Below are 18,862 nucleotides of genomic sequence, written 5' to 3' on the forward strand. Positions count from 1 at the left end.
TGTTGTTCAGCCCTCGGCGGGGTCGGCGGGCGGGGCGGGGGGGGCGGGGGGGGGGGGTTGGGGCGGGGGGGCCCGGGGGGGGGCCGCCGCGGGCGCCCCCCCTCCCGGCTAGCCCGCCGTGACGTCGGCCAGGGTGCGGAAGATCAGGGCCGTCGAGGTGGCGCCCGGATCCTGGTGGCCCTTGCTGCGCTCGCCCAGGTAGGAGGCCCGGCCCTTGCGGGCCTGCAGGGCGGTTGTGTCGCGGGCGCCCTGTTCGGCGGCGTCGGCCGCCGCCGCGGCGGCCTCGGGCAGGTCGGCGCCCGCGGCCGCGGCGGTGCGGAAGGCGGCCACGGCCGGGGTGTACGCGTCGACGATGGTCTTGTCGCCGGGTTCGGCCTTGCCGAGGGCGCGGACGGCGTCGAGGCCGGCCGCGAGGGCCTCGGCGAGGGCGGCCGGGCCCGCCGGTGCGGGCAGGGCGGCGCCGATCGCGCGGAAGGCCTTGCCGTACAGCGGGCCGGAGGCGCCGCCGACCTTGGAGATCAGCGTGCTGCCGGTCTTGGTGAGCACCACGCCGGGGCCGGCCGGCCGGGGGCCGTCGAGTGCGGCCAGGGCGGCCAGGACGGCGGCGAATCCGCGCTGGAGGTTGCTGCCGTGGTCGCCGTCGCCGATCGCGGAGTCCAGCTCGGTGAGCCGGCCCTGCTCCTTCTCGACGGCGGCGGCGATCGCGCGGATCCAGGCCTCGGCCAGCGGGGTGTCGAAGTCCACGTGCGTCTCCTAGCTCAGGGCTCAGGCCCGCTTGAGGGCGGGGGTGTCGACGGGGGCGTCCCAGAGGTCCAGCAGCTGTTCGTCCGCCTTGGTGAGGGTGAGCGAGAAGCCCGCCATGTCGAGGCTGGTGACGTAGTTGCCGACGAGGCTGCGGGCCACCGTGATGCCGCGCTCGGCGAGCCGGGCGGCGACCTCGCCGTAGACGACGTACAGCTCCAGCAGCGGGGTGCCGCCCAGGCCGTTGAGCAGGGCGATGACCTCGTCGCCGGGGGCGAGGTGGTGGTCGGCGAGGATCGTCCCGACGACCTCGGCGGCCAGGTCGCGGGCCGGGCGCAGCTTCTCGCGGCGGCGGCCGGGTTCGCCGTGGATGCCGACGCCGACCTCGATCTCGTCCTCCGGCAGGTCGAAGCCGGGTTTTCCGGCGGCGGGGACGGTGGCGGCGGTGAGCGCGATCGCGAAGGAGCGGGAGGCGGCGTTGACGCGCTCGCCGAGGGCGGCGACGTCGTCGAGCGGGGCGCCGCGTTCGGCGAGGGCGCCGGCGGTCTTCTCGACGATGACGGTCGCGCCGGTGCCGCGGCGCCCGGCCGTCCAGGTGGAGTCCTCGACCGCGACGTCGTCGTCGACCAGGACGGTGCGGACCTCGACGCCCTCCTCGGCGGCGAGTTCGGCGGCGAGCTCGAAGTTCATGACGTCGCCGGTGTAGTTCTTGACGACGAGGACGACGCCCGCGCCGGAGTCGACGGCCTTGACCGCGGCCAGCACCTGGTCGGGCACGGGGGAGGTGAACACCTCGCCGGGGCAGGCGGCGTCGAGCATGCCGCGGCCGACGTAGCCGGCGTGCAGCGGCTCGTGCCCGGAGCCGCCGCCGGAGACCAGCGCGACCTTCGGCGCGCCGGGGCGGGCGGCCCGGGTGACCACGCGGTTGGCGACGTCCACCGTCAACTCGGGGTGGGCGGCGGCGAATCCGGTCAGCGCGTCCTCCAGGACGCTCTCCGGGGTGTTGATCAGCTTCTTCAACGTTCTTCGCTCCCTCGGTCAGGACGCTGCTGCCGTGATTGCTGTCGCCCCGACGCTATGCCAGCCGGGGGCGCGACGGCACGGGATGCGACACGCGCGGCCCCCGCCGCCCGCCCGGAACGGCTTTCGGAGCGGCCTGCGGCGCGGCTTCCGGAGTGCCTTTCGGAGCGGCGCGGCGGGTCGTAGGGTCGGGGCATGACCGAACACGTGGGTATCGTCCTGGTCTCGCACAGCGCCCAACTCGCCGCCGGGCTGCGGGAGCTGCTCGGCGAGCTGGCCCCGGACGGGGTGCGGGTGGTGGTCGCCGCCGGGACGGAGGACGGCGGGCTCGGCACCAGCTACGACCTGATCGCCCGGGCCGTCGGCGAGGCGGACGGCGGGGCGGGCGTGGTCGTGCTGCCCGACCTCGGCAGCTCGGTGCTGACCGCGGTGACCGTGCTGGAGGACGCGCCGCGGCCGGGCGTGCGGCTGGTGGACGCGCCGTTCGTGGAGGGCGCGGTGGCCGCCGCGGTGACCGCCTCGACCGGGGCGGGGCTGGCCGAGGTGGTCGCGGCGGCCGAGGAGGCGCGCGCCTTCCGCAAGCTGTGACGGCCGGCCGCTGCTCCTACTTCCGCTCCTACTCCTACTCCTACTCCTACTTCGCGTCCGCGTAGCAGTCGACGACGGCGGTGGTGAGCGGGAAGCGGACCGGGGTGTCGCCGAAGACCAGCAGCCGGGCCTCGTCGGCGGCCTCGGCGACGGCGGCGGCGACCTCGTCGGCGAGGTTGGCCGGGGTGTGCACGATGACCTCGTCGTGCTGGAAGAACACCAGGTGCGGGCGGTCCTCCGGGACGGCCGCGGGCAGGGTGTTCAGCCGCCGGCGCAGCGCCGCGAGCAGGGCGAGGGCCCAGTCGGCGGCGCTGGCCTGGATGACGAAGTTGCGGGTGAAGCGGCCGCGGGCGCGGGCCCAGCGGCCGCCGGCCTCGGCGGCGGTGTCGGGCGCCTCGGTGAGGTCGAGGAAGTCGGCGGAGGCGGGCGGGCAGGCCCGGCCGAGCCGGGAGACGACCACGCCGCCGTCCTCGCCGGTGCGGGCGGCGGCCTCGACGTAGCCCATCGCGGCGGGGTAGCGGTGGCGCAGGGTGTTGAGGAGGGGGCCGATGTCGCCGCTGGTCTGCCCGTACATGGCGCCGAGCAGGCCGAGCTTGGCCTTGTCGCGGTCGCCGCGGAAGGCGCTGGCGGCGAGGGCCTCGTAGAGGTCGCCGCCGGCGGCGGTGCGGGCGAGGCCGGCGTCCTGGGAGAGCGCGGCGAGCACCCGGGGCTCCAGCTGGGCGGCGTCGGCGACGACGAGCAGCCAGCCGGGGTCGGCGACGACGGCGCGGCGCAGGATGCGCGGGATCTGCAGGGCGCCGCCGCCGCGGCTGGCCCAGCGGCCGGAGACGACGCCGCCGACGACGTACTCGGGCCGGAACCGGCCGCCGCGGGCCCAGGCGTCCTGCCAGGCCCAGCCGTGGGCGGCGTGGATCCGGGCGAGCTCCTTGTAGCGGATGAGCAGCTGCGCGGCCGGGTGGTCGACGCGTTTGAGCTCCCAGGACCGGGTGGAGCTCAGCTGGATGCCCCGGTCGGCGAAGGCGCGCAGCACCTGGGTGTGCGAGTCGGGGTTGAACGGGCGTCCGCCGAGGGAGCGCTGGAGTTCGGCGGCGAGGTCGGCGAGCAGTTTGGGCTGGGCCCCGGGCACGGTGGGGCGGGGGCCGAGGAGTTCGGTGAGCAGGGCGTCGTGGACGTCGGCGCGCCAGGGCAGGCCGTCGTGGGCCATCTCGGCGGCGACCAGGGCGCCGGCGGATTCGGCGGCGACCAGCACGCGGAAGCGGTGCCGGGCGGCCGGGTCGGTGATCGCGGCGATCCGGCGCTGCTGTTCGGCGTGGACGGCGACGACGGCGGCCAGCGGGTCGGCGCCGGGCGGCAGTTGGAGCCGGTCGGGGGCGAAGAGGGTGTCCTGGCCGTCGTCCGTCTCGGCGGAGCCCGGCTCGGGCAGGTCGTCCGGGACGGGCAGGCCGCGCAGCCGGGACCAGGCGGCGCCGAGGGAGCGGGGCGCGCCGAAGCGGCCCTCGTGGGAGAGCAGGAGGGCCTCGACGAGTCGCAGGTCGTGGCAGCGGCCGACCCGGTCGGGCAGTCGGGGCAGCAGCGGGGCGTAGGCGCTGTCGGCGGCGGCCCAGACCCAGCGGGGCCCCGGCCGGGAGTCGCCTCCGGCGGCCTCCCGGGCGGCGACCGCGGCGGCGAGGTCGGGGACGGTCTCGGGCGGGCCGAGCGGGGCGCCGGCGTCGTCGAGCGGCTGGAGCCGGCCGCCGGGGCCGTGCGGATCGGGGACCAAGGCGGTTCTGGGGGCCACGGGGGCTCCTCCTCTCGGGGCGCGGGGGCGGCTCTCGGTGTCGGTGGCGGTCGTCGGTGGCGGTGCCGGCGGCGGCGCTGGTGTACGGGTCGGGTACGCGTGTGCGGACCTGCGGGGGTCCGGGATCGACGGTAGCCGGTGGGTACGACAACGGCGGACGACGCGGGGCCGGAATCGCGTAGGCAGCGCGCGGGACACGGCGTAGGGTCCGTGAAATGACCGAGAACCCGTTCTTCAAGGCCAGCACCCTGGTCTTCGAACTGCCGCCCTTCGCCGAGATCCGTGAGGAGCACTACCTGCCGGCCTACGAGCGCGGGATGGCCGAGCAGCTGGCCGAGATCGCCGCGATCACGGCCGATCCGCAGCCGCCGACCTTCGCCAACACGCTGGTGGCCCTGGAGCGTTCCGGCGAGGTGCTGCGCCGGGTGGGGGTGGTCTTCCGCAACCAGGTGTCGGTGGACACCAACGACGTCGTCGACGAGGTGGACGCGAAGGTGAGCCCGCTGCTGGCCGCGCACCACGACGCGATCCACCTGGACCGGGCCCTGTTCGCCCGGATCGAGGACCTGTACGGGCGCCGCGCCGAGCTCGGCCTGGACCCGGAGTCGCTGCGGCTGCTGGAGCGCCGGCACACCGCGTTCGTCCGCTCCGGCGCCCGGCTGGGCGCGGCCGAGCAGGAGCGGCTGCGCGAGCTGAACGCCGAACTCGCCGCCCTCGCCACGACCTTCCAGCAGAACGTGAACGCCGCCACCAAGGCCGCCGCGCTGGTCCTGGACTCCGCGGACGAGCTCGACGGCCTGTCGGCCGACGCCGTAGCCGCGGCCGCCGAGAACGCCCGGGTGCTCGGCCACGACGGAAAGTACGTGCTGAGCCTGCGCAGCACCTCGGGCCAGCCCGAACTGGCGCTGCTGACCGACCGGTCGGTGCGCGAGCGCCTGCTCGCCGCTTCGCTCGGCCGGGCCGCGGACGTCAACGGCCCGGTCGCGATCCGGATGGCCGCCCTGCGTGCCGAGCGGGCCGGGCTGCTCGGCCACCCGACCCACGCCGCGTACGTCGTGGCCGACGAGACCGCGGGTTCGGTCGAGGCGGTGTCCGGGCTGTTGTCGCGGCTGGTGGAGCCGGCAGTGGCGATCGCCCGCCGGGAGGCCGCCGAACTGGCGGAGGCGGCCGCGGCGGACGGGATCGAGGAGCTCGCCGCGCACGACTGGGCGTACTACTCGGAGAAGGTCCGGCAGGCCTCGTACGAGGTCGACGCGGCCGCGCTGCGCCCGTACTTCGAGCTGGAGCGGGTGCTGCACGACGGCGCGTTCTTCGCCGCCGGGCTCGCGTACGGGATCAGCTTCACCGAGCGGCCGGACCTGACGGCCTACCACCCGGACGCCCGGGTCTTCGAGGTCGCCGAGGAGGACGGCACCCCGCTGGGCCTGTTCGTCGGGGACTTCCACGCGCGCGCGTCCAAGCGCGGCGGCGCGTGGATGGACGAGCTGGTGTCGCAGTCCGCGCTGACCGGCCGGCGGGCCGTGGTGATGAACAACCTGAACGTCCCGAAGCCGGCTCCGGGCGAGCCGGTGCTGCTGACCTGGGACGAGGTGCGCGTCCTCTTCCACGAGTTCGGGCACGCGCTGCACGGGCTGTTCTCGGACGTGCGCTACCCGCTGTTCGCGGGCACGGCCGTGCCCCGGGACTTCGTCGAGTTCCCCTCGCAGGTCAACGAGATGTGGATGGTCCGGCCCGAGGTGCTGGCCAACTACGCCCGCCACCACGTGACGGGGGAGCCGCTGCCGGCCGAGCTGGTCGAGCGGATGGTCGCGGCCGAGGGTTTCGGCCAGGGCTTCCGGACGGTGGAGTACCTGGCGGCGACGCTGCTGGACTGGGCCTGGCACACCCTGCCGCGGGGCCGGGAGGTCGCCGACGCCGGGGAGTTCGAGGCGCGGGTGCTGGAGGAGGCCGGGCTCGCGGTGCCGGCGATCCCGCCGCGCTACCGGTCGGCCTACTTCCAGCACGTCTTCGCGGGCGGTTACAGCGCCGGGTACTACGCGTACATCTGGTCGGAGGTGCTGGACGCGGACACCGTGCGGTGGTTCGGGGACAACGGCCGCTCGGTGCGGGAGAGCGGCGAGGAGTTCCGGCGCGAGCTGCTGTCGCGCGGGTTCAGCCGCGACCCGCTGGAGTCGTTCCGCGCGGTGGTCGGGCGGGCGCCGGAGACCGGGCCGCTGCTGGCGCGCCGGGGGCTGGCCTGATCGCCCCGGTCAGTTCGGGGTGAGCGTGACCGTCACCGGGGTGCCCGGGCGGGCGTGCGGGAGCCGGATCCGGACGCTGCCCGCGCGCCCGTCCGCGGGCGGGCGGACCTCGACCCGGGCGTCGGCGGGCGAGACGGCGACCTGCGCGCCGCGCGGGAACGCGGCGGGCGGCAGGACGAGTTCGCTGCCGCGCCCGGTGCCGTCGGCGTCCCAGCGGACGGTGTCCGGGCCGGTGCGCACGTCCGTCCCGGCGACGGCCGCGGGGTACGGGCCGAACGCGGGCCCGTCGCCGGGGGCGGGCCGCCCGGCCGGGTCGAGCGCGCAGTAGCCGCCGTCGCCGCGGCACCAGTACCACATCGTCCAGCCCGCGGCGAAGCCGTCCATCGCCGCGACCTGCTCCCGGACCAGCCGGGTGTTGCCCGGTGTGCGGGAGTCGGGCGGGCCCCACTCGCCGACCAGGACGGGCAGCCGGTGCGCGGCCGGGTAGGCGGTGATCGCGGCGGTGTAGTGCTCGACGAAGCCGTCGGACGGGTCCCAGTCGGCGCCGTTCTCGACGGCGGTGTCGTAGAAGTGCGGTGCGTAGCCGAGCCGGGGCGCGCCGGGCCGGGGGTCGTCGAAGCCCGGCAGCCGGGTGGGCACGCCCTGGCCGACCAGGACGGTCGGTTCGACGAACAGCCAGGCGCGGCGGTCGACCTGGCGGACGGCGGCGATCAGGCGGCGGTACATGTCGGCGAGCCGGCCCTGTTCGAGGGCGGCGGAGGCGGCGGCGAGGACGGCCGGGTCGGTGGGGTCGCCGTCCACCGGGCCGAAGGGCTCGTTGAACAGGTCGTAGCCCAGCAGCGAGCGGTGGCCGTGCAGTTCGCGGGCGAGCCGGGTGTAGAAGTCGGCCTGCCAGGCGCGCAGGTCGGGGTCGTCGTAGAGGTGGCGGAAGGCGGCCTGGACGGCGGGCTGGAAGTAGCCGGCGAACCAGTCGTTCGGATCGGGGGTGAACGGCAGGCCGTCGTCCCGGGTGGCCCAGCGCGGGATGCCGCGGTCGCCGCCGCCGAACGCGGGCCCGTAGACGTCCTGGTGGAAGTCGACGAGGGCGAGCACGCCGTAGCGGTCGGCCCAGCCGAGGAGCCGCTGGAGGCGGTCGAGTTCGGCCGGGTCGAGGCGGCCTCGCTCGGGCTCCAGCCGGTTCCAGGAGACCGCCACGCGGATCAGGGTGAAGCCCTGGGCCGCGACGGACCTGACGTCCGCCTCGGTGGCCTCGGCGTACTTGTCGAGGTTGAAGCCGCGCAGCTGGAGCCGGCGGCCCCGGGCGTCGGTGAGCGCGGTGTGGCCGTCCGGGCCGGTGGCGGTGCCGGTCGGGAAGCGGGCCGCCGTGGCCGCCGTGGCTCCGGCGGCCTCTCCGGCGGACGCGCCGGGGGCGCCGGCCAGGACGGCGGTGGCGGCGAGCAGCAGGGCAACGGCGGTGCGGCGCAGGCGCATTCGGACCTCGCACGGCGGTGGGTGGGGCCCGATGATGCCCGCGCTGCCGGGGCCGGCACAAGGGTCCGGACGAAAGGCTTCAGACGGCGCCGTTCGCCTCGGCCGGTTCGGCGGGCGCGGTCGGCAGGACGGCGGTCGGCAGGTCCGCGGCGGCGGCGAGGCGGCCCCAGAGCAGGTCGGCGAGGGCCTGGACCATGCGGGTGCGCGAGCAGGGCTTGGACTCCAGCCACCAGTCGCCGGCCGCCAGCACCATGCCGGTGATGCCCCGGCCCCAGGCCTCGGCGAGCAGGTCGCGGTCGGCGCCGAGGTCGACCTGGCTCTGCACGGCCCGGGTGATCTCCTCGGCGATCTGCCGCAGCGCGGGGGCGAGCGCGTTGCCCGCGCCGGTCGGGTCGCCGGGCTCGGGGTGGGTGAGCAGCCGGTAGACCTGCGGGCGGGCCTCGATGCCGGCCAGGTAGGTGTCCAGGACGTGCTCGACCCGATCGCGGCGCTCCAGCGGTGCGGCGAGCGCGGCCCGCACGGCGGCCAGCAGGCCGCCGGTGTGGCGTTCGGTCAGGGCCCGGATGAGGCCGTTCCGGTCGCCGAAGTGCCGGTAGAGGATCGGCTTGGTGATGCCGGCCTCGGCGGCGATGGCGTTCATGCTCGCGGCCGGGCCCTCGCGCTGGATGACCCGGTCGGCGGCGTTGAGCAGCTGCTCGCGGCGGGGCTCTCGGGACATGCGCTGCTCCTCGGGTCGGGTGGGCCGGCGCGGGGGGCGCCGGGCGGTGCGGGGCGTTGACACCGGTTACCAATCAGTAGCAGACTCCGACGATGTTACCCCGGGTAACACCCCGGTCGGCCGTACCCCTTCTGCGGAGGCAAGCACCATGAGCAGCACGTTCTCGATGGACCCGGGTGCGGACCAGCTCGCCGTGCGCGACTGGCTGCACGGCTTCGCCGCCGACGTGGTGCGGCCCGCCGCGGCCGAGTGGGACGAGCGCGAGGAGACCCCCTGGCCGGTCATCCAGGAGGCCGCCAAGCTCGGCATCTACTCGCTCGACTTCTACGCCCAGCAGTACTTCGACCCCTCCGGCGTCGGCATCCCGATCGTCATGGAGGAGCTGTTCTGGGGCGACGCGGGCATCGGCCTGTCCATCGTCGGCACCACGCTGGCCGCCGTCGCCGTGCTCGCCAACGGCACCGACGAGCAGATCGGCACCTGGACGCCGCAGATGTTCGGCACCCCCGACGACGTCAAGGTGGCCGCCTTCTGCTCCTCCGAGCCGGACGCCGGCTCCGACGTCTCCGCGCTGCGCACCCGGGCCGTCTACGACGAGGCCAAGGACGAGTGGGTGCTCAACGGCACCAAGACCTGGGCCACCAACGGCGGGATCGCCGCCGTCCACGTCGTCGTCGCCACCGTCGACGCGGAGCTCGGCGCCCGCGGCCACGCCTCCTTCGTCGTCCCGCCGGGCACCCCCGGACTGAGCCAGGGCCAGAAGTTCAAGAAGCACGGCATCCGCGCCTCGCACACGGCCGAGGTCGTCCTGGACGGCGTCCGGGTGCCCGGCAGCTGCCTGCTCGGCGGCAAGGAGAAGCTGGACGAGCGGCTGGCCCGCGCCCGCGAGGGCGTGCGCAAGAGCGGCCGGGGCAACGCGGCCATGGCCACCTTCGAGGCCTCCCGCCCGGCCGTCGGCGCGCAGGCGATCGGCATCGCGCGGGCCGCGTACGAGGTCGCGCTGGACTACGCGAAGACGCGCGAGCAGTTCGGCCGCCCGATCATCGACAACCAGGGGGTCGCCTTCCAGCTGGCCGACATGCGGACCCGGATCGACGCCGCCCGGCTCCTGGTGTGGCGGGCCTCCTGGATGGCCGTCAACAACCGGCCGTTCACCGCGGCCGAGGGCTCGATGTCCAAGCTGTACGCGGGCGAGACGGCCAAGTGGGTCACCGCGCAGGCGATGCAGATCCTCGGCGGCAACGGCTTCACCCGGGAGTACCCGGTGGAGCGGATGCACCGGGACAGCGCGATCTACTCGATCTTCGAGGGGACCAGCGAGATCCAGCGGCTGGTGATCGCCCGCGCGATCTCGGGGATGCCGATCCGCTAGCCGGGCCTCAACGGGCCAGCCAGAAGGTGAGCCCGGCGCTGAGGGCGCCCACCACCGTGCCGACGACGGTCTGCGCGGTGGTGTGGTCCCGCAGCACCGTCCGGGACCAGCCGACGACGGCGACCAGCGGGGAGAGCGCGAGCCACCACGGGCCGAGCGCGATCGCCAGGCAGACCACCGCGCCGCTGGTGACGGCGGTGTGCACGGAGACCTTCCACCACACGGTGATCACCAGGATCGGGATCAGCGACGCGAACATCGCGGCCACCAGGGCGGTCAGGTCGGCCGGGGCGGCGAGCCACAGCATCACCGCGAAGGCGATCGCGACCGAGCCCATGATGAACGGCAGGACCGTCAGCCGGCTCTGCCGGTGGCCGACGTGCCGGTCCCCGACGGTGCCCCGGCGCATGGCGCGCTGGATGAACAGGGTCGGGATCACGGCCGCGAACAGCGCCGCGAAGGCCGCCCAGGCGATGCCCTTCCAGCCGTAGCGCAGGCCGCCGAGCAGCGGCAGCAGCACGATGATCACGTTCTTCGGCTCGACGCCGTCGGTGATCCGCCGGGCCCAGAGCGTGTGGGGGGCGGGGGCGGTCGCGGCTTCGGTCATCGGGGTCGCTGCTCCGGGGATCGGTCTGGTCGCTCTGGGCGGCCCGGGTGGTCGTGGGGCGGTCGGGCCGGATGATCGTACGTGCGCGCGGCCGCCGGCCCGCGGTCGGGCCGGTGGGAAACGGGCCGGTGGGAAACGGGCCGGTCGCACATGCGTCGGTAGGAAACAGGCCGGTCAGAACCGGGCCGGGCGGCCCTCCAGGAACGCGGCCAGCCCCTCGTGCACGTCCGAGGCCTCCCGGGAGCGCCGCTCCCACGGCTCCAGGGCCGCCGCCGCCCGCTCCTCCGGGACGGCCAGGGCGGCCTTCACCGCGCCGATCGTCTGCGGCGAGCGCCTGGTCAGCAGCCGGGCGAACTCCAGCGCGGCGGCGTCCAGTTCGGCGTCCGGCAGGGCCTGCTCGGCGAGGCCGAGCGCGAGCGCGTCCCGGCCCCGCACCAACTCGCCGGAGAACAGCAGGTACTTGGCGCGTGCCGGGCCGACCAGCCGGGCCAGCCGCAGGGTCGGCACCGCCGGGTAGACCACGCCGAGCTTGGCCGGGGTGATCCCGAGCCGGGCGTCCTCGGCGACGAACCGCAGGTCGCACGCGACGGCCAGCTGGCAGCCGCCGCCGACGCAGGCGCCCCGGACGGCGGCGATCGTCGGGTGCGGGAAGGCGGCCAGCGCCTCCTCGGCGGCGACGTTGACCGCGTGGTAGGCGTCCGCGCGCTCCGGATCGCCGTACACCTCGGCGAGTTCGGCGATGTCCGCGCCCGCGCTGAAGGTGCCGCCGGCGCCGGTCAGCAGCAGGGCGCGGACGCCCGCGTGCTCGGCGAGCTCCCGCAGCACCCCGGGCAGCGCCCGCCAGATCGCCAGGGTGACCGCGTTGCGCCGGTGCGGGCGGGCGAACTCCAGCACCGCGACGCCGTCCTCGCCGACGTGGGCGTGCAGCCCGTCGGCGCGGGCGGGCAGGGTGGTGCGCTCCCGCGTCAGCAGCGACCGGTCCGTGCGGTCCTCGTGGTCCGTGCGGTCCTTGTGGTCGCCGTGGTCCGTGGGGTCCATGCGGGCGGCACCTCCGGGGTCTCGTGGTGCGCCCACTCTCTCAGGCGGCGCCGGCGCAGTAGTCGCCGAGGCCCCGCTCGACGAGGGCGAACGCGCGGTGGGCGCGGTCGAGGGCGGCGGGCAGGGCCTCGGCGGCGCGCTCGCCGGCCAGCACGCGGAGCTGGTTCTCCGTGGTCAGGGTCACCCGGACGGCCAGTAGCTGGGCCCCGGCGACCCGGGCGGTGAGCTCGTCGTGGGCCGGGTCCTGGGCGAGCAGCTCGGCGGTGAGCAGTGCCTGGGCCTCGCGGCCGAAGCCGGCGGTGGCGCGCGTCGCGAGGGCGGGGGTGCCGTGCACCAGCCGGACCACGTCGAGCACGACCCGGTCGTCGTTGAGGCCGGTGGCCGGGTCGAGCCGTTCCAGTGCGGCCAGGAAGTGGTCGCGCAGGGCCGTCACCGCCGAGGCGCCCGGGGCGCGGTCGCGCACCACCCGGGCCGGCTCGTCGAGGTGCTGCTCCATCGGGCCCATGACCAGGTCTTCCTTGGTGGGGAAGTAGTTGAAGACGGTCATCTTGGACACCTCGGCGGCGGCCGCGATCTCGGCCACGGACACCTGGTCGAAGCCGCGTTCGGCGAACAGCCCGATGGCCGCGCGGAAGATCCGGATGCCGGTCTGGATCTTCTTGCGCTCGCGCAGCGGGAGCGCGTCGAGGTCGCGGCCGGGGCCGAGGTCCAAGCCGTGGTTCGTCGCCATGGCCCGACTGTACCAGGCTCAAAGATGGTCCGGGATGAAGTTTTGTCTCGGCCGAAGAATCGATCGGGCTAAAGAATTGACTCGGTACATATTGGCTGCCATCGTGGTGGACGTGCCGCCGGGCCGCACCGGTCCGGCTCCGAACTCCACCGTCTCCGGGGGGACTTACCGATGGCATCCGAAAGCCCGATGACACCCGCCCAGCGCAGACTGGGCATGCTGCTCTGCATGGTCACGATCGTGCTGGCCATCCTCGACTCGAACATCGTGTCCGCGGCCACCGTGCCGATCGTCCGCGACCTCGACCCGGTCCACGGCGTCGACCGGCTGCCCTGGCTGATCAGCGCGTTCTCGCTGGCCGCGACCGCCCTCCTGCCGCTCTACGGCAAGCTCTGCGACGTCTACGGCGCCAAGCGCGTGCTGCTCGGGGCGGTCGGCACCTTCCTGCTCGGCTCGGCGGCCTGCGGCGCGGCGCAGACGATGGGTCAGCTGATCGCCTTCCGGGCCGTCCAGGGCATCGGCGGCGGCGGGCTGATGAGCGTCACGATGGTCGTCATCGCCCACCTCAAGGACCCGGCGGAGCGCGGTGCCGGCAAGGGCGGCGCCATGGGCGGCATCTTCGCGGGCGTCGGCATGGCCGTCGGTCCGCTGGTGGGCGCGCTGTTCACCGACCACGTCGGCTGGCGCTGGATCTTCTACGTGAACCTGCCGCTCGGCCTGCTCGTCCTGGTCGGCACCGCCCTGGTGCTCAAGCTGCCGCGGACGGTCGGCCGCCGCGGCCTGGACTTCCTCGGCGCCGCCCTCGCGGCCGCCTTCGCCACCGGCCTGCTGCTGGTCACCGAGTGGGGCGGCAAGGACTACGCCTGGACCTCCCCGGCGATCCTCGGGACCGCCGCCGCCACCCTCGCCGCGCTCGGCCTCTTCCTGTGGCGCCAGGCCACCGCCGCCGAACCGGTGCTGCCGCTCTCGCTGTTCCGGATCCCGGTCGTGCGGATCGGCTTTGCCGTCCAGGGCCTCGCCGGGATGGGCATGATGGGCGCGATCGTGTACGTGATGATCTACCTGCAGATCGCCCGGGGGGTCGCCCCGACCTCGGCCAGCCTCTACCTGATCCCGATGGCCGCCGGGATGACCGCGTCCGGCGTGCTGGTCGGCCGGCTGACCGCCCGGGGCCACGCGCCGCGCACCTTCCTGGTGGCCGGGGCCGCCTTCGGCGCGCTCGCCCTCGCCCTGCTGGGGCTCAGCGGCCCGGACACCGGCCTGTGGGCGGTCGGCCTCGAACTCGCCCTGCTCGGCGCCGGGTTCGGCCAGCTGATCGGCCAGCTGATCCCGCTGGTCCAGGACGCCGCCCCGCGGCACCAGCTCGGCGTGGCGACCACCGGCATCCGGTTCTTCCAGACCCTCGGCAACGCGCTCGGCGCGGCGCTCTTCGGCACGCTGCTGGCCCGGGTCTTCGCGGAGGGCGAGCCCGGCCGGTCGATGGGCGCGCTCCGGACGCTGACCGGGGCGGCCCGGGACCACGCGGTGCGCAGCTTCACGGACGCGGTCGACGTCGTCTTCCTGTCGGCGGCCGGGGTAATGGGGCTGGTGCTGCTGCTCGCGCTGCGGCTGCGGACGCCGGCCGCGGAGGTGGCGGCCGACGCGGCGGACCGGCCGGTGCTGGCGGCCTGAGCGGGGCCCGTGCGCGGTCGGTGCGTCGAGGAGCGGGGCCCGGTGGAACGTGGGGAATCCACCGGGCCCCGCTCCTCGCGCGGCCCGGCCGTCAGGCCTGCGGCTTCCACTCGGTCGCCAGGATCCCCCAGATCTGCTTGTCGTGGCGGACGCCGTTGTGCGGGTACCACTCGCGCAGGGTGCCGTCCAGCGTCATGCCGAGCCGCTCGGCGACGGCGCGGCTGCGGGCGTTCCCGGCGGAGCACCACCACTCGGCGCGGTGCAGGCCCCGGGTGGCGAAGGCGTAGTCGAGCAGGTGCCGGACGGCGGCGGTGATCAGCCCGCCGCCCTCGCCGGCCGGCTCGGTCCAGGCGCCGATCTCGCAGACGCCGTTCTGGGTGCTGAAGCTCACGAACATCACGCCGCCGACGAGCGTGCCGTCGCGCCAGATGCCGAAGATCCGGCCGGCGTCGGCGGCCTGCTTGTCGGCGTAGCGCTGCAGGGTGGCGCGGGCCGAGTCGAGGTCGGTGGAGTAGCCGGCCCACGGGATCCACGGGTCGGTGTGGGCCCGGGCGCGGTCGATGTGGGCGAGGAACTCGGGGGCCTGCCACGGCTCCAGCGGGCGCAGTTCGGCGTTCTCGGCGAGCGGTACGGCAAACAAGGGTGGGGCCTTTCCGGGGAGGGCGCGGGACGGGCGTTCCGCCTGGAGCATCATTCATAACAAACGTTTGGTATGTACGATAGCCCCCATGACACCGGCCCGTGGAGACCATGACGCCCGCCGCCTCGAAGTCTCCGAGGGGGTCTGGCGGGTGCTCTCGACCCGCGGCTTCGAAGGGCTGACGCTGCGCGCGGTGGCCGCCGAACTGGGCGCCTCCACCGGTCTGCTGACGCACTACTTCCCCAACAAGCGGGCCCTGCTGGGCCACGCGCTGGAGGAGCTGGACCGGCGCTCGCTCTCCCGGCCCCGGCGCACCGCCCCGGCCGACGGCACCCCGCCGCCGCCCGCCGGGCTGGCCCGGCTGCGGGCCGCGCTGCTCGACGTCCTGCCGCTGGACGAGGCCGCCGTGGCCGGCAACCGGATCTGGGTCGGCTCCTGGGACGTCGCCCTGGCCGACGCCGAGCTGACGGCCGCCCACGCGGGCCGCTACGGGCGCTCGCGCGAGGCCCTGGCGGGGCACGTGGCGGACGCGCAGCGGCTCGGGGAGCTCCCGGCCGGGACGGACGCCGGGGAGCTCGCGGCGGGCGCGCAGGCCTTCGTGCTGGGGCTGGTGGTGCAGGCGCTGTTCTCGCCGGGGGAGTTCCCGCCGGAGCGGCAGGTCGCGCTCCTGGACGCCCACCTGGCGGGGCTGGCGGGGGCTCCTGCTCCTTCCGGGCCTTCCGGGCCTCCTGTGCCTTCCGGGCCTTCGGTGCCGGACGCGGGCTGAACTCCGGGGCGGGGCCCGGGACCGGTCGTGCGCCGGAACGGCCGAATCCGCACCGAGAGGGCGGATTCGCCGGATTTCCGTCGTTCGGCGGGCGTCGTGCGTTTGGTCCTCAGTGGCGCCGAATGCCGGAGTGAGTTTCTCGCGATGCCCATGACACGCATTGTCACGGGTTATGAGCGGTGCGTGTGCGGGTGATTTCCCGGCGGCCGCGACGGCGGCCCGCGAATTGGCAGGTGGTGCCCCCAGCAGGATTCGAACCTGCGACCTACCGCTTAGAAGGCGGGTGCTCTATCCGCTGAGCTATGGGGGCGGGACGGGCGGCGCCCGGGTGGGCGTGACCGTTGCCGGGATCGGGCGGCGGGCGCGTGGGGCGCCCGGGTCCGTCCCCGTACCTGAGGGTTGGGGGTGGGGGTTGGCAAGCCCTCGCCCTGTCGGGGACAGGATAAGGGTGTCCAGTTCCTCGGCCGGGTTCGACGGCACCGCCGTTGGTGTGTCGGCTCCGGTGGAGCGGTCCGATAATCGCAGGTGAACGCCGTGTGTGCAGCGTTCTGGCAGTGTTCCGCGCCGGACGTTGTGCAGTCGTTACGGGGCTGCCGCCTCACCCGTTATGGATTCGGCACGGAGAAACTACCGCGTGCGGCGCGGGTGGGGGACCCTATTCGGCTTCCTTCGGTCGGATGACGTGGGCGGACGGCGGGCGGTCCGCGTTCCCCGGCGGAGGGGAGGGCCGGGAAGGGTCCCGATTGTTGTCATGCTCGCGAAGAGTCGGGGGTCCGCAGGGGAGCGGAAGGGCGAAATTCACCCCTGCGAGTGACAAGAGTTTTCCACAAGGCCGAGTTGTCCACAGGATTTCGGAACTTCCTGGCGGGGATTTCCCGTGAAGCGCACTCTCGTCCCGCACCGGTCGATTCCGTACGGTGCATCGGCGAGAACGGAGAGTGCGTTGTGAACGAGACTCAGGTGACGGTGATCGGCAATGTCGCGACGGAGGTGAGCTACGGCGAAACGGGCAGCGGCGTGCCGATGGCCAACTTCCGGCTCGCGTCCACCGAGCGGCGGTACGACCGCGAGCGCCAGTGCTGGGTGGACGGCGAGACGCAGTGGGTGACGGTGACGGCCTGGCGGGCGCTGGCGGTGAACCTGATCGGCTCGCTCTCCAAGGGGGATCCGGTGGTGGTGAGCGGTCGGCTCCGGGTGCGGGAGTGGGCCGAGGGCGAGGGCAAGCGCGGCCGGGTGGAGGTCGATGCCAGATCGGTCGGACACGATCTCAACCGCGGTACCTCGGCGTTCCGTTGGGCGGCGGGTGCGCGGGGGCACCCGCCGGCGGCGGTCGTGGCGGCGGGCGGCGAGCCCGGCGGGTCGCCCGCGGGCGAGGCGGTGCCGGGGTGGATCGCGGACGCCCTGGCCGCGCGGAAGGCCTCGGCGGCGGCCTCCGCGGCGGTCGCGGCGCCGCCTGACGGTGGGGCGGATGGGGCGGATGGGACGGATGCGGCGTCCGAGGGGGCGTCCGGTGACGGTGGCGAGGTGTCCGGAAAGGGAAGCGGAGGTGACGTCCAGGGGCTGCTGATCTGACGCCGGGTCGATCAAAAGTGTCGACAAATATGTAGATCGAGGCGGTTGTTGCGCCCGCACGCGCAATCTCCGCCGGATAACAGAAAGTGGCGGAGAGTTTCTGGCCGATCGTCAGCTTGTGTGGAAACTGGGAGGGTTGATAACGATACAGATACGGAATCGTCCTGATTTCGCATGGAGGTTTCCGGACCTCTGGGGGTCAATAGGATTCATCTGGTTCATACCCCGCAGCGGCGCCACAGGGGGCGCGCGCGGCAAGGCAAGTCGGCGGGCTGCCCATCGGCACGGCCCGGCCCGGAGGGAAACCAGATGGTTCAGATGCAGGGGCGGAGTCTTCCCCGCATAGCTAGTGTCATGCTCACGACCAGCATTGCGCTGGGCGGAGGTCTGTTCGCGGCCGGTGCGGCGGCTGCGGCCGCACCTGGCTCGGGCGTGACCGCCATCGTCCAGGACACGATGCTCGGCGAGCGGATCGACATCGAGGGCGGCGACACCGTCAACGGCGGTCTGTTCACGCTCAAGACGGACAGTGGCGAGCTCAAGACCTACTGCATCGACTTCGGCAACCCCGTGTACCTCGACAGCGGGGCGCAGTACCAGGAGTCGGACTGGAAGTCGAGCTCGCTCGGCCGCAAGGACAAGGCGCAGGACGCCTCCAAGATCCGCTGGATCCTGGAGAACTCCTACCCGCAGGTCACCGACCTCGCCAAGCTGTCCACGGACGCCGGCGTCACCGGTCAGCTCTCCCCGGAGGACGCCGCGGCCGGCACCCAGGCCGCGATCTGGAAGTTCTCGGACGGCAAGAACGCCACCCCGCAGGACTCCAAGGCCAAGCAGCTGCGCGACTACCTGATCGGCGACAAGAACAAGGGTGTCGCGGCCGAGCCGAAGCCCTCGCTCACCCTCGCCCCGGAGTCCGTCTCCGGGAAGTCGGGCGGCAAGCTCGGCCCGTTCACGCTCAACTCCAGCGCCGCCCAGGTGAAGCTGGCGGTGGCCGGTTCGGCCGCCGACAAGATCAAGGTCCTCGACAAGGACGGCAAGCAGGTCAACGGCGTCCTGAACGGCCCGATCGCCAAGGACACCCAGCTCTTCCTCGACGTCCCGGCCGGCACCCCGGACGGTGGGGCCACCCTCACCGCCTCGGCCGAGACCGTCGTCCCGAGCGGCCGCGTCTTCCTCAGCGAGGGCTACACCCCCGAGAAGCACAGCCAGACCATGATCCTGGCCGGCTCCAGCAAGCTGAGCGTCAGCGCCACCGCCAAGGCCACCTGGAAGCAGGGCAAGGGCGCGCTGCTCGACAGCATCGCCCAGGTCGAGTGCGACAGCAACGGCGTGCGGGTCACCGTCGCCAACGGCGGTGACGAGGCCGGCACCGTCAACGTGAAGCCGGTGGGCAAGGACCTGGTCGTCCAGCCCGGCAAGACCGAGAGCCTGGTCGTCCCGGTCACCAACAAGGCCGCCTACGACATCACCGTCACCGGCCCGAACGGCTACACCAACAACTTCAAGGGCATCCTGGACTGCAAGGGCACCGGCACCACCCCGGTGACCCCGAGCTCCGGCCCGTCCACCCCGGCCGCCACCGGCAAGCCGTCCACCCCGGCCGGCACCCCGTCCGCCTCGGTGAGCACCGCCGCCCACCCGGCCCCGGCCGTCACCAGCTCGGCCCCGGGCACCGGCGGTCTGGCCCAGACCGGTGCCAGCAGCAACACCCCGATCCTGGCCGGCGTCGCCGGCGCCCTGGTCATCGCCGGTGGTGCCGCGGTCTTCTTCCTGCGTCGCCGTGGCCGCCACGGTGGCAGCGCCGCCTGAACCGGTAGCACGCACTAGCCGCACGGCTCGGTAGCGCGACGGGGCCCGGGGGCCCCCCCCCCGCGCGGGGGGGCGGGCGGCCGGGGGGGGGGGGGGGGGC

General features: G+C 74.4%; 16 protein-coding genes and 1 tRNA gene. 7 read left to right on the plus strand and 10 right to left on the minus strand.

The annotated features are described in order from the left end of the window. Positions 1–108: 108 nt before the first annotated feature. Positions 109–744, minus strand: coding sequence for a dihydroxyacetone kinase subunit DhaL (gene dhaL, locus ACFV4G_RS05290; protein ID WP_380436660.1), 636 nt, complete (start codon positions 742–744; stop codon positions 109–111). Between the two features lie 21 nt (positions 745–765). Further along, positions 766–1,761 carry a dihydroxyacetone kinase subunit DhaK gene (dhaK, locus tag ACFV4G_RS05295; protein WP_380436663.1) on the minus strand — a complete coding sequence of 332 codons (996 nt, stop codon included), beginning with the start codon at positions 1,759–1,761 and terminating at the stop codon, positions 766–768. 195 nt (positions 1,762–1,956) lie between these two features. Here dhaK and dhaM point away from each other — a divergent pair, with 195 nt between their 5' ends. Next, positions 1,957–2,349 carry a dihydroxyacetone kinase phosphoryl donor subunit DhaM gene (dhaM, locus tag ACFV4G_RS05300; protein WP_359966560.1) on the plus strand — a complete coding sequence of 131 codons (393 nt, stop codon included), beginning with the start codon at positions 1,957–1,959 and terminating at the stop codon, positions 2,347–2,349. A gap of 46 nt (positions 2,350–2,395) precedes the next feature. Here dhaM and ACFV4G_RS05305 read toward each other — a convergent pair whose 3' ends face one another. After that, positions 2,396–4,126: a bifunctional 3'-5' exonuclease/DNA polymerase gene (locus tag ACFV4G_RS05305; protein WP_380436664.1), complete on the minus strand. Its 1,731-nt coding sequence runs from the start codon at positions 4,124–4,126 to the stop codon at positions 2,396–2,398. Between the two features lie 215 nt (positions 4,127–4,341). Here ACFV4G_RS05305 and ACFV4G_RS05310 point away from each other — a divergent pair, with 215 nt between their 5' ends. Next, positions 4,342–6,366, plus strand: coding sequence for a M3 family metallopeptidase (locus ACFV4G_RS05310; RefSeq protein ID WP_380436665.1), 2,025 nt, complete (start codon positions 4,342–4,344; stop codon positions 6,364–6,366). A 9-nt stretch (positions 6,367–6,375) separates the two neighbouring features. Here the strand turns inward: ACFV4G_RS05310 and ACFV4G_RS05315 are convergent, their stop codons facing one another. Both ACFV4G_RS05315 and ACFV4G_RS05320 read right to left on the minus strand, forming a co-directional pair. Next, a complete protein-coding gene (locus ACFV4G_RS05315) occupies positions 6,376–7,836 on the minus strand; it encodes a cellulase family glycosylhydrolase (RefSeq protein ID WP_380436667.1) in 1,461 nt (486 codons plus the stop codon). Positions 7,837–7,915: 79 nt separating this feature from the next. After that, positions 7,916–8,554 (minus strand): TetR family transcriptional regulator, encoded by a 639-nt coding sequence (locus ACFV4G_RS05320; protein ID WP_380436669.1) that lies wholly within the window; start codon positions 8,552–8,554, stop codon positions 7,916–7,918. Positions 8,555–8,702: 148 nt separating this feature from the next. Here ACFV4G_RS05320 and ACFV4G_RS05325 point away from each other — a divergent pair, with 148 nt between their 5' ends. Then, positions 8,703–9,926 (plus strand): acyl-CoA dehydrogenase family protein, encoded by a 1,224-nt coding sequence (locus tag ACFV4G_RS05325; RefSeq protein WP_380436671.1) that lies wholly within the window; start codon positions 8,703–8,705, stop codon positions 9,924–9,926. Between the two features lie 7 nt (positions 9,927–9,933). Here the strand turns inward: ACFV4G_RS05325 and ACFV4G_RS05330 are convergent, their stop codons facing one another. The 3 genes from ACFV4G_RS05330 to ACFV4G_RS05340 form a co-directional block, all read right to left on the minus strand. Then, positions 9,934–10,533 carry a hypothetical protein gene (locus tag ACFV4G_RS05330; RefSeq protein WP_380436673.1) on the minus strand — a complete coding sequence of 200 codons (600 nt, stop codon included), beginning with the start codon at positions 10,531–10,533 and terminating at the stop codon, positions 9,934–9,936. A 174-nt stretch (positions 10,534–10,707) separates the two neighbouring features. After that, the gene (locus ACFV4G_RS05335; RefSeq protein WP_380436675.1) at positions 10,708–11,571 is read right to left on the minus strand and encodes an enoyl-CoA hydratase/isomerase family protein; all 864 of its coding nucleotides are present in this window, start codon (positions 11,569–11,571) and stop codon (positions 10,708–10,710) included. Positions 11,572–11,611: 40 nt separating this feature from the next. After that, on the minus strand, positions 11,612–12,301 hold the full coding sequence (locus ACFV4G_RS05340; protein ID WP_380436677.1) for a TetR family transcriptional regulator: 690 nt from the start codon (positions 12,299–12,301) through the stop codon (positions 11,612–11,614). A 171-nt stretch (positions 12,302–12,472) separates the two neighbouring features. Here ACFV4G_RS05340 and ACFV4G_RS05345 point away from each other — a divergent pair, with 171 nt between their 5' ends. Next, positions 12,473–13,972, plus strand: a complete 1,500-nt coding sequence (locus ACFV4G_RS05345) for an MFS transporter (RefSeq protein WP_380436679.1) — start codon at positions 12,473–12,475, stop codon at positions 13,970–13,972. A 91-nt stretch (positions 13,973–14,063) separates the two neighbouring features. Here ACFV4G_RS05345 and ACFV4G_RS05350 read toward each other — a convergent pair whose 3' ends face one another. After that, on the minus strand, positions 14,064–14,612 hold the full coding sequence (locus ACFV4G_RS05350) for a GNAT family N-acetyltransferase (protein WP_380436681.1): 549 nt from the start codon (positions 14,610–14,612) through the stop codon (positions 14,064–14,066). 88 nt (positions 14,613–14,700) lie between these two features. Here ACFV4G_RS05350 and ACFV4G_RS05355 point away from each other — a divergent pair, with 88 nt between their 5' ends. Continuing rightward, positions 14,701–15,378: a TetR/AcrR family transcriptional regulator gene (locus ACFV4G_RS05355; RefSeq protein WP_380436684.1), complete on the plus strand. Its 678-nt coding sequence runs from the start codon at positions 14,701–14,703 to the stop codon at positions 15,376–15,378. A gap of 234 nt (positions 15,379–15,612) precedes the next feature. Here the strand turns inward: ACFV4G_RS05355 and ACFV4G_RS05360 are convergent. Then, positions 15,613–15,688: transfer RNA gene (locus tag ACFV4G_RS05360), tRNA-Arg, on the minus strand. A 635-nt stretch (positions 15,689–16,323) separates the two neighbouring features. Between ACFV4G_RS05360 and ACFV4G_RS05365 the strand changes: the two genes are divergently transcribed. Together ACFV4G_RS05365 and ACFV4G_RS05370 are read left to right on the plus strand one after the other, a co-directional pair. Next, on the plus strand, positions 16,324–16,950 hold the full coding sequence (locus ACFV4G_RS05365) for a single-stranded DNA-binding protein (protein ID WP_380436686.1): 627 nt from the start codon (positions 16,324–16,326) through the stop codon (positions 16,948–16,950). A gap of 354 nt (positions 16,951–17,304) precedes the next feature. Then, complete coding sequence (locus ACFV4G_RS05370; protein WP_380436688.1) at positions 17,305–18,762, plus strand: Cys-Gln thioester bond-forming surface protein; 1,458 nt, start codon at positions 17,305–17,307, stop codon at positions 18,760–18,762. Positions 18,763–18,862: the final 100 nt, after the last annotated feature.

This window comes from Kitasatospora sp. NPDC059747 (assembly GCF_042732955.1).
Taxonomy (GTDB): domain Bacteria; phylum Actinomycetota; class Actinomycetes; order Streptomycetales; family Streptomycetaceae; genus Kitasatospora.

Bases quoted from the DNA above. Each gene is read 5' to 3' on its own strand.
- dhaM (WP_359966560.1), top strand. From the start codon at position 1,957: ATGACCGAACACGTGGGTATCGTCCTGGTCTCGCACAGCGCCCAACTC.
- ACFV4G_RS05310 (WP_380436665.1), top strand. From the start codon at position 4,342: ATGACCGAGAACCCGTTCTTCAAGGCCAGCACCCTGGTCTTCGAACTG.
- ACFV4G_RS05315 (WP_380436667.1), bottom strand. From the start codon at position 7,836: ATGCGCCTGCGCCGCACCGCCGTTGCCCTGCTGCTCGCCGCCACCGCC.
- ACFV4G_RS05320 (WP_380436669.1), bottom strand. From the start codon at position 8,554: ATGTCCCGAGAGCCCCGCCGCGAGCAGCTGCTCAACGCCGCCGACCGG.
- ACFV4G_RS05325 (WP_380436671.1), top strand. From the start codon at position 8,703: ATGAGCAGCACGTTCTCGATGGACCCGGGTGCGGACCAGCTCGCCGTG.
- ACFV4G_RS05330 (WP_380436673.1), bottom strand. From the start codon at position 10,533: ATGACCGAAGCCGCGACCGCCCCCGCCCCCCACACGCTCTGGGCCCGG.
- ACFV4G_RS05335 (WP_380436675.1), bottom strand. From the start codon at position 11,571: ATGGACCCCACGGACCACGGCGACCACAAGGACCGCACGGACCACGAG.
- ACFV4G_RS05340 (WP_380436677.1), bottom strand. From the start codon at position 12,301: ATGGCGACGAACCACGGCTTGGACCTCGGCCCCGGCCGCGACCTCGAC.
- ACFV4G_RS05345 (WP_380436679.1), top strand. From the start codon at position 12,473: ATGGCATCCGAAAGCCCGATGACACCCGCCCAGCGCAGACTGGGCATG.
- ACFV4G_RS05355 (WP_380436684.1), top strand. From the start codon at position 14,701: ATGACACCGGCCCGTGGAGACCATGACGCCCGCCGCCTCGAAGTCTCC.
- ACFV4G_RS05370 (WP_380436688.1), top strand. From the start codon at position 17,305: ATGCTCACGACCAGCATTGCGCTGGGCGGAGGTCTGTTCGCGGCCGGT.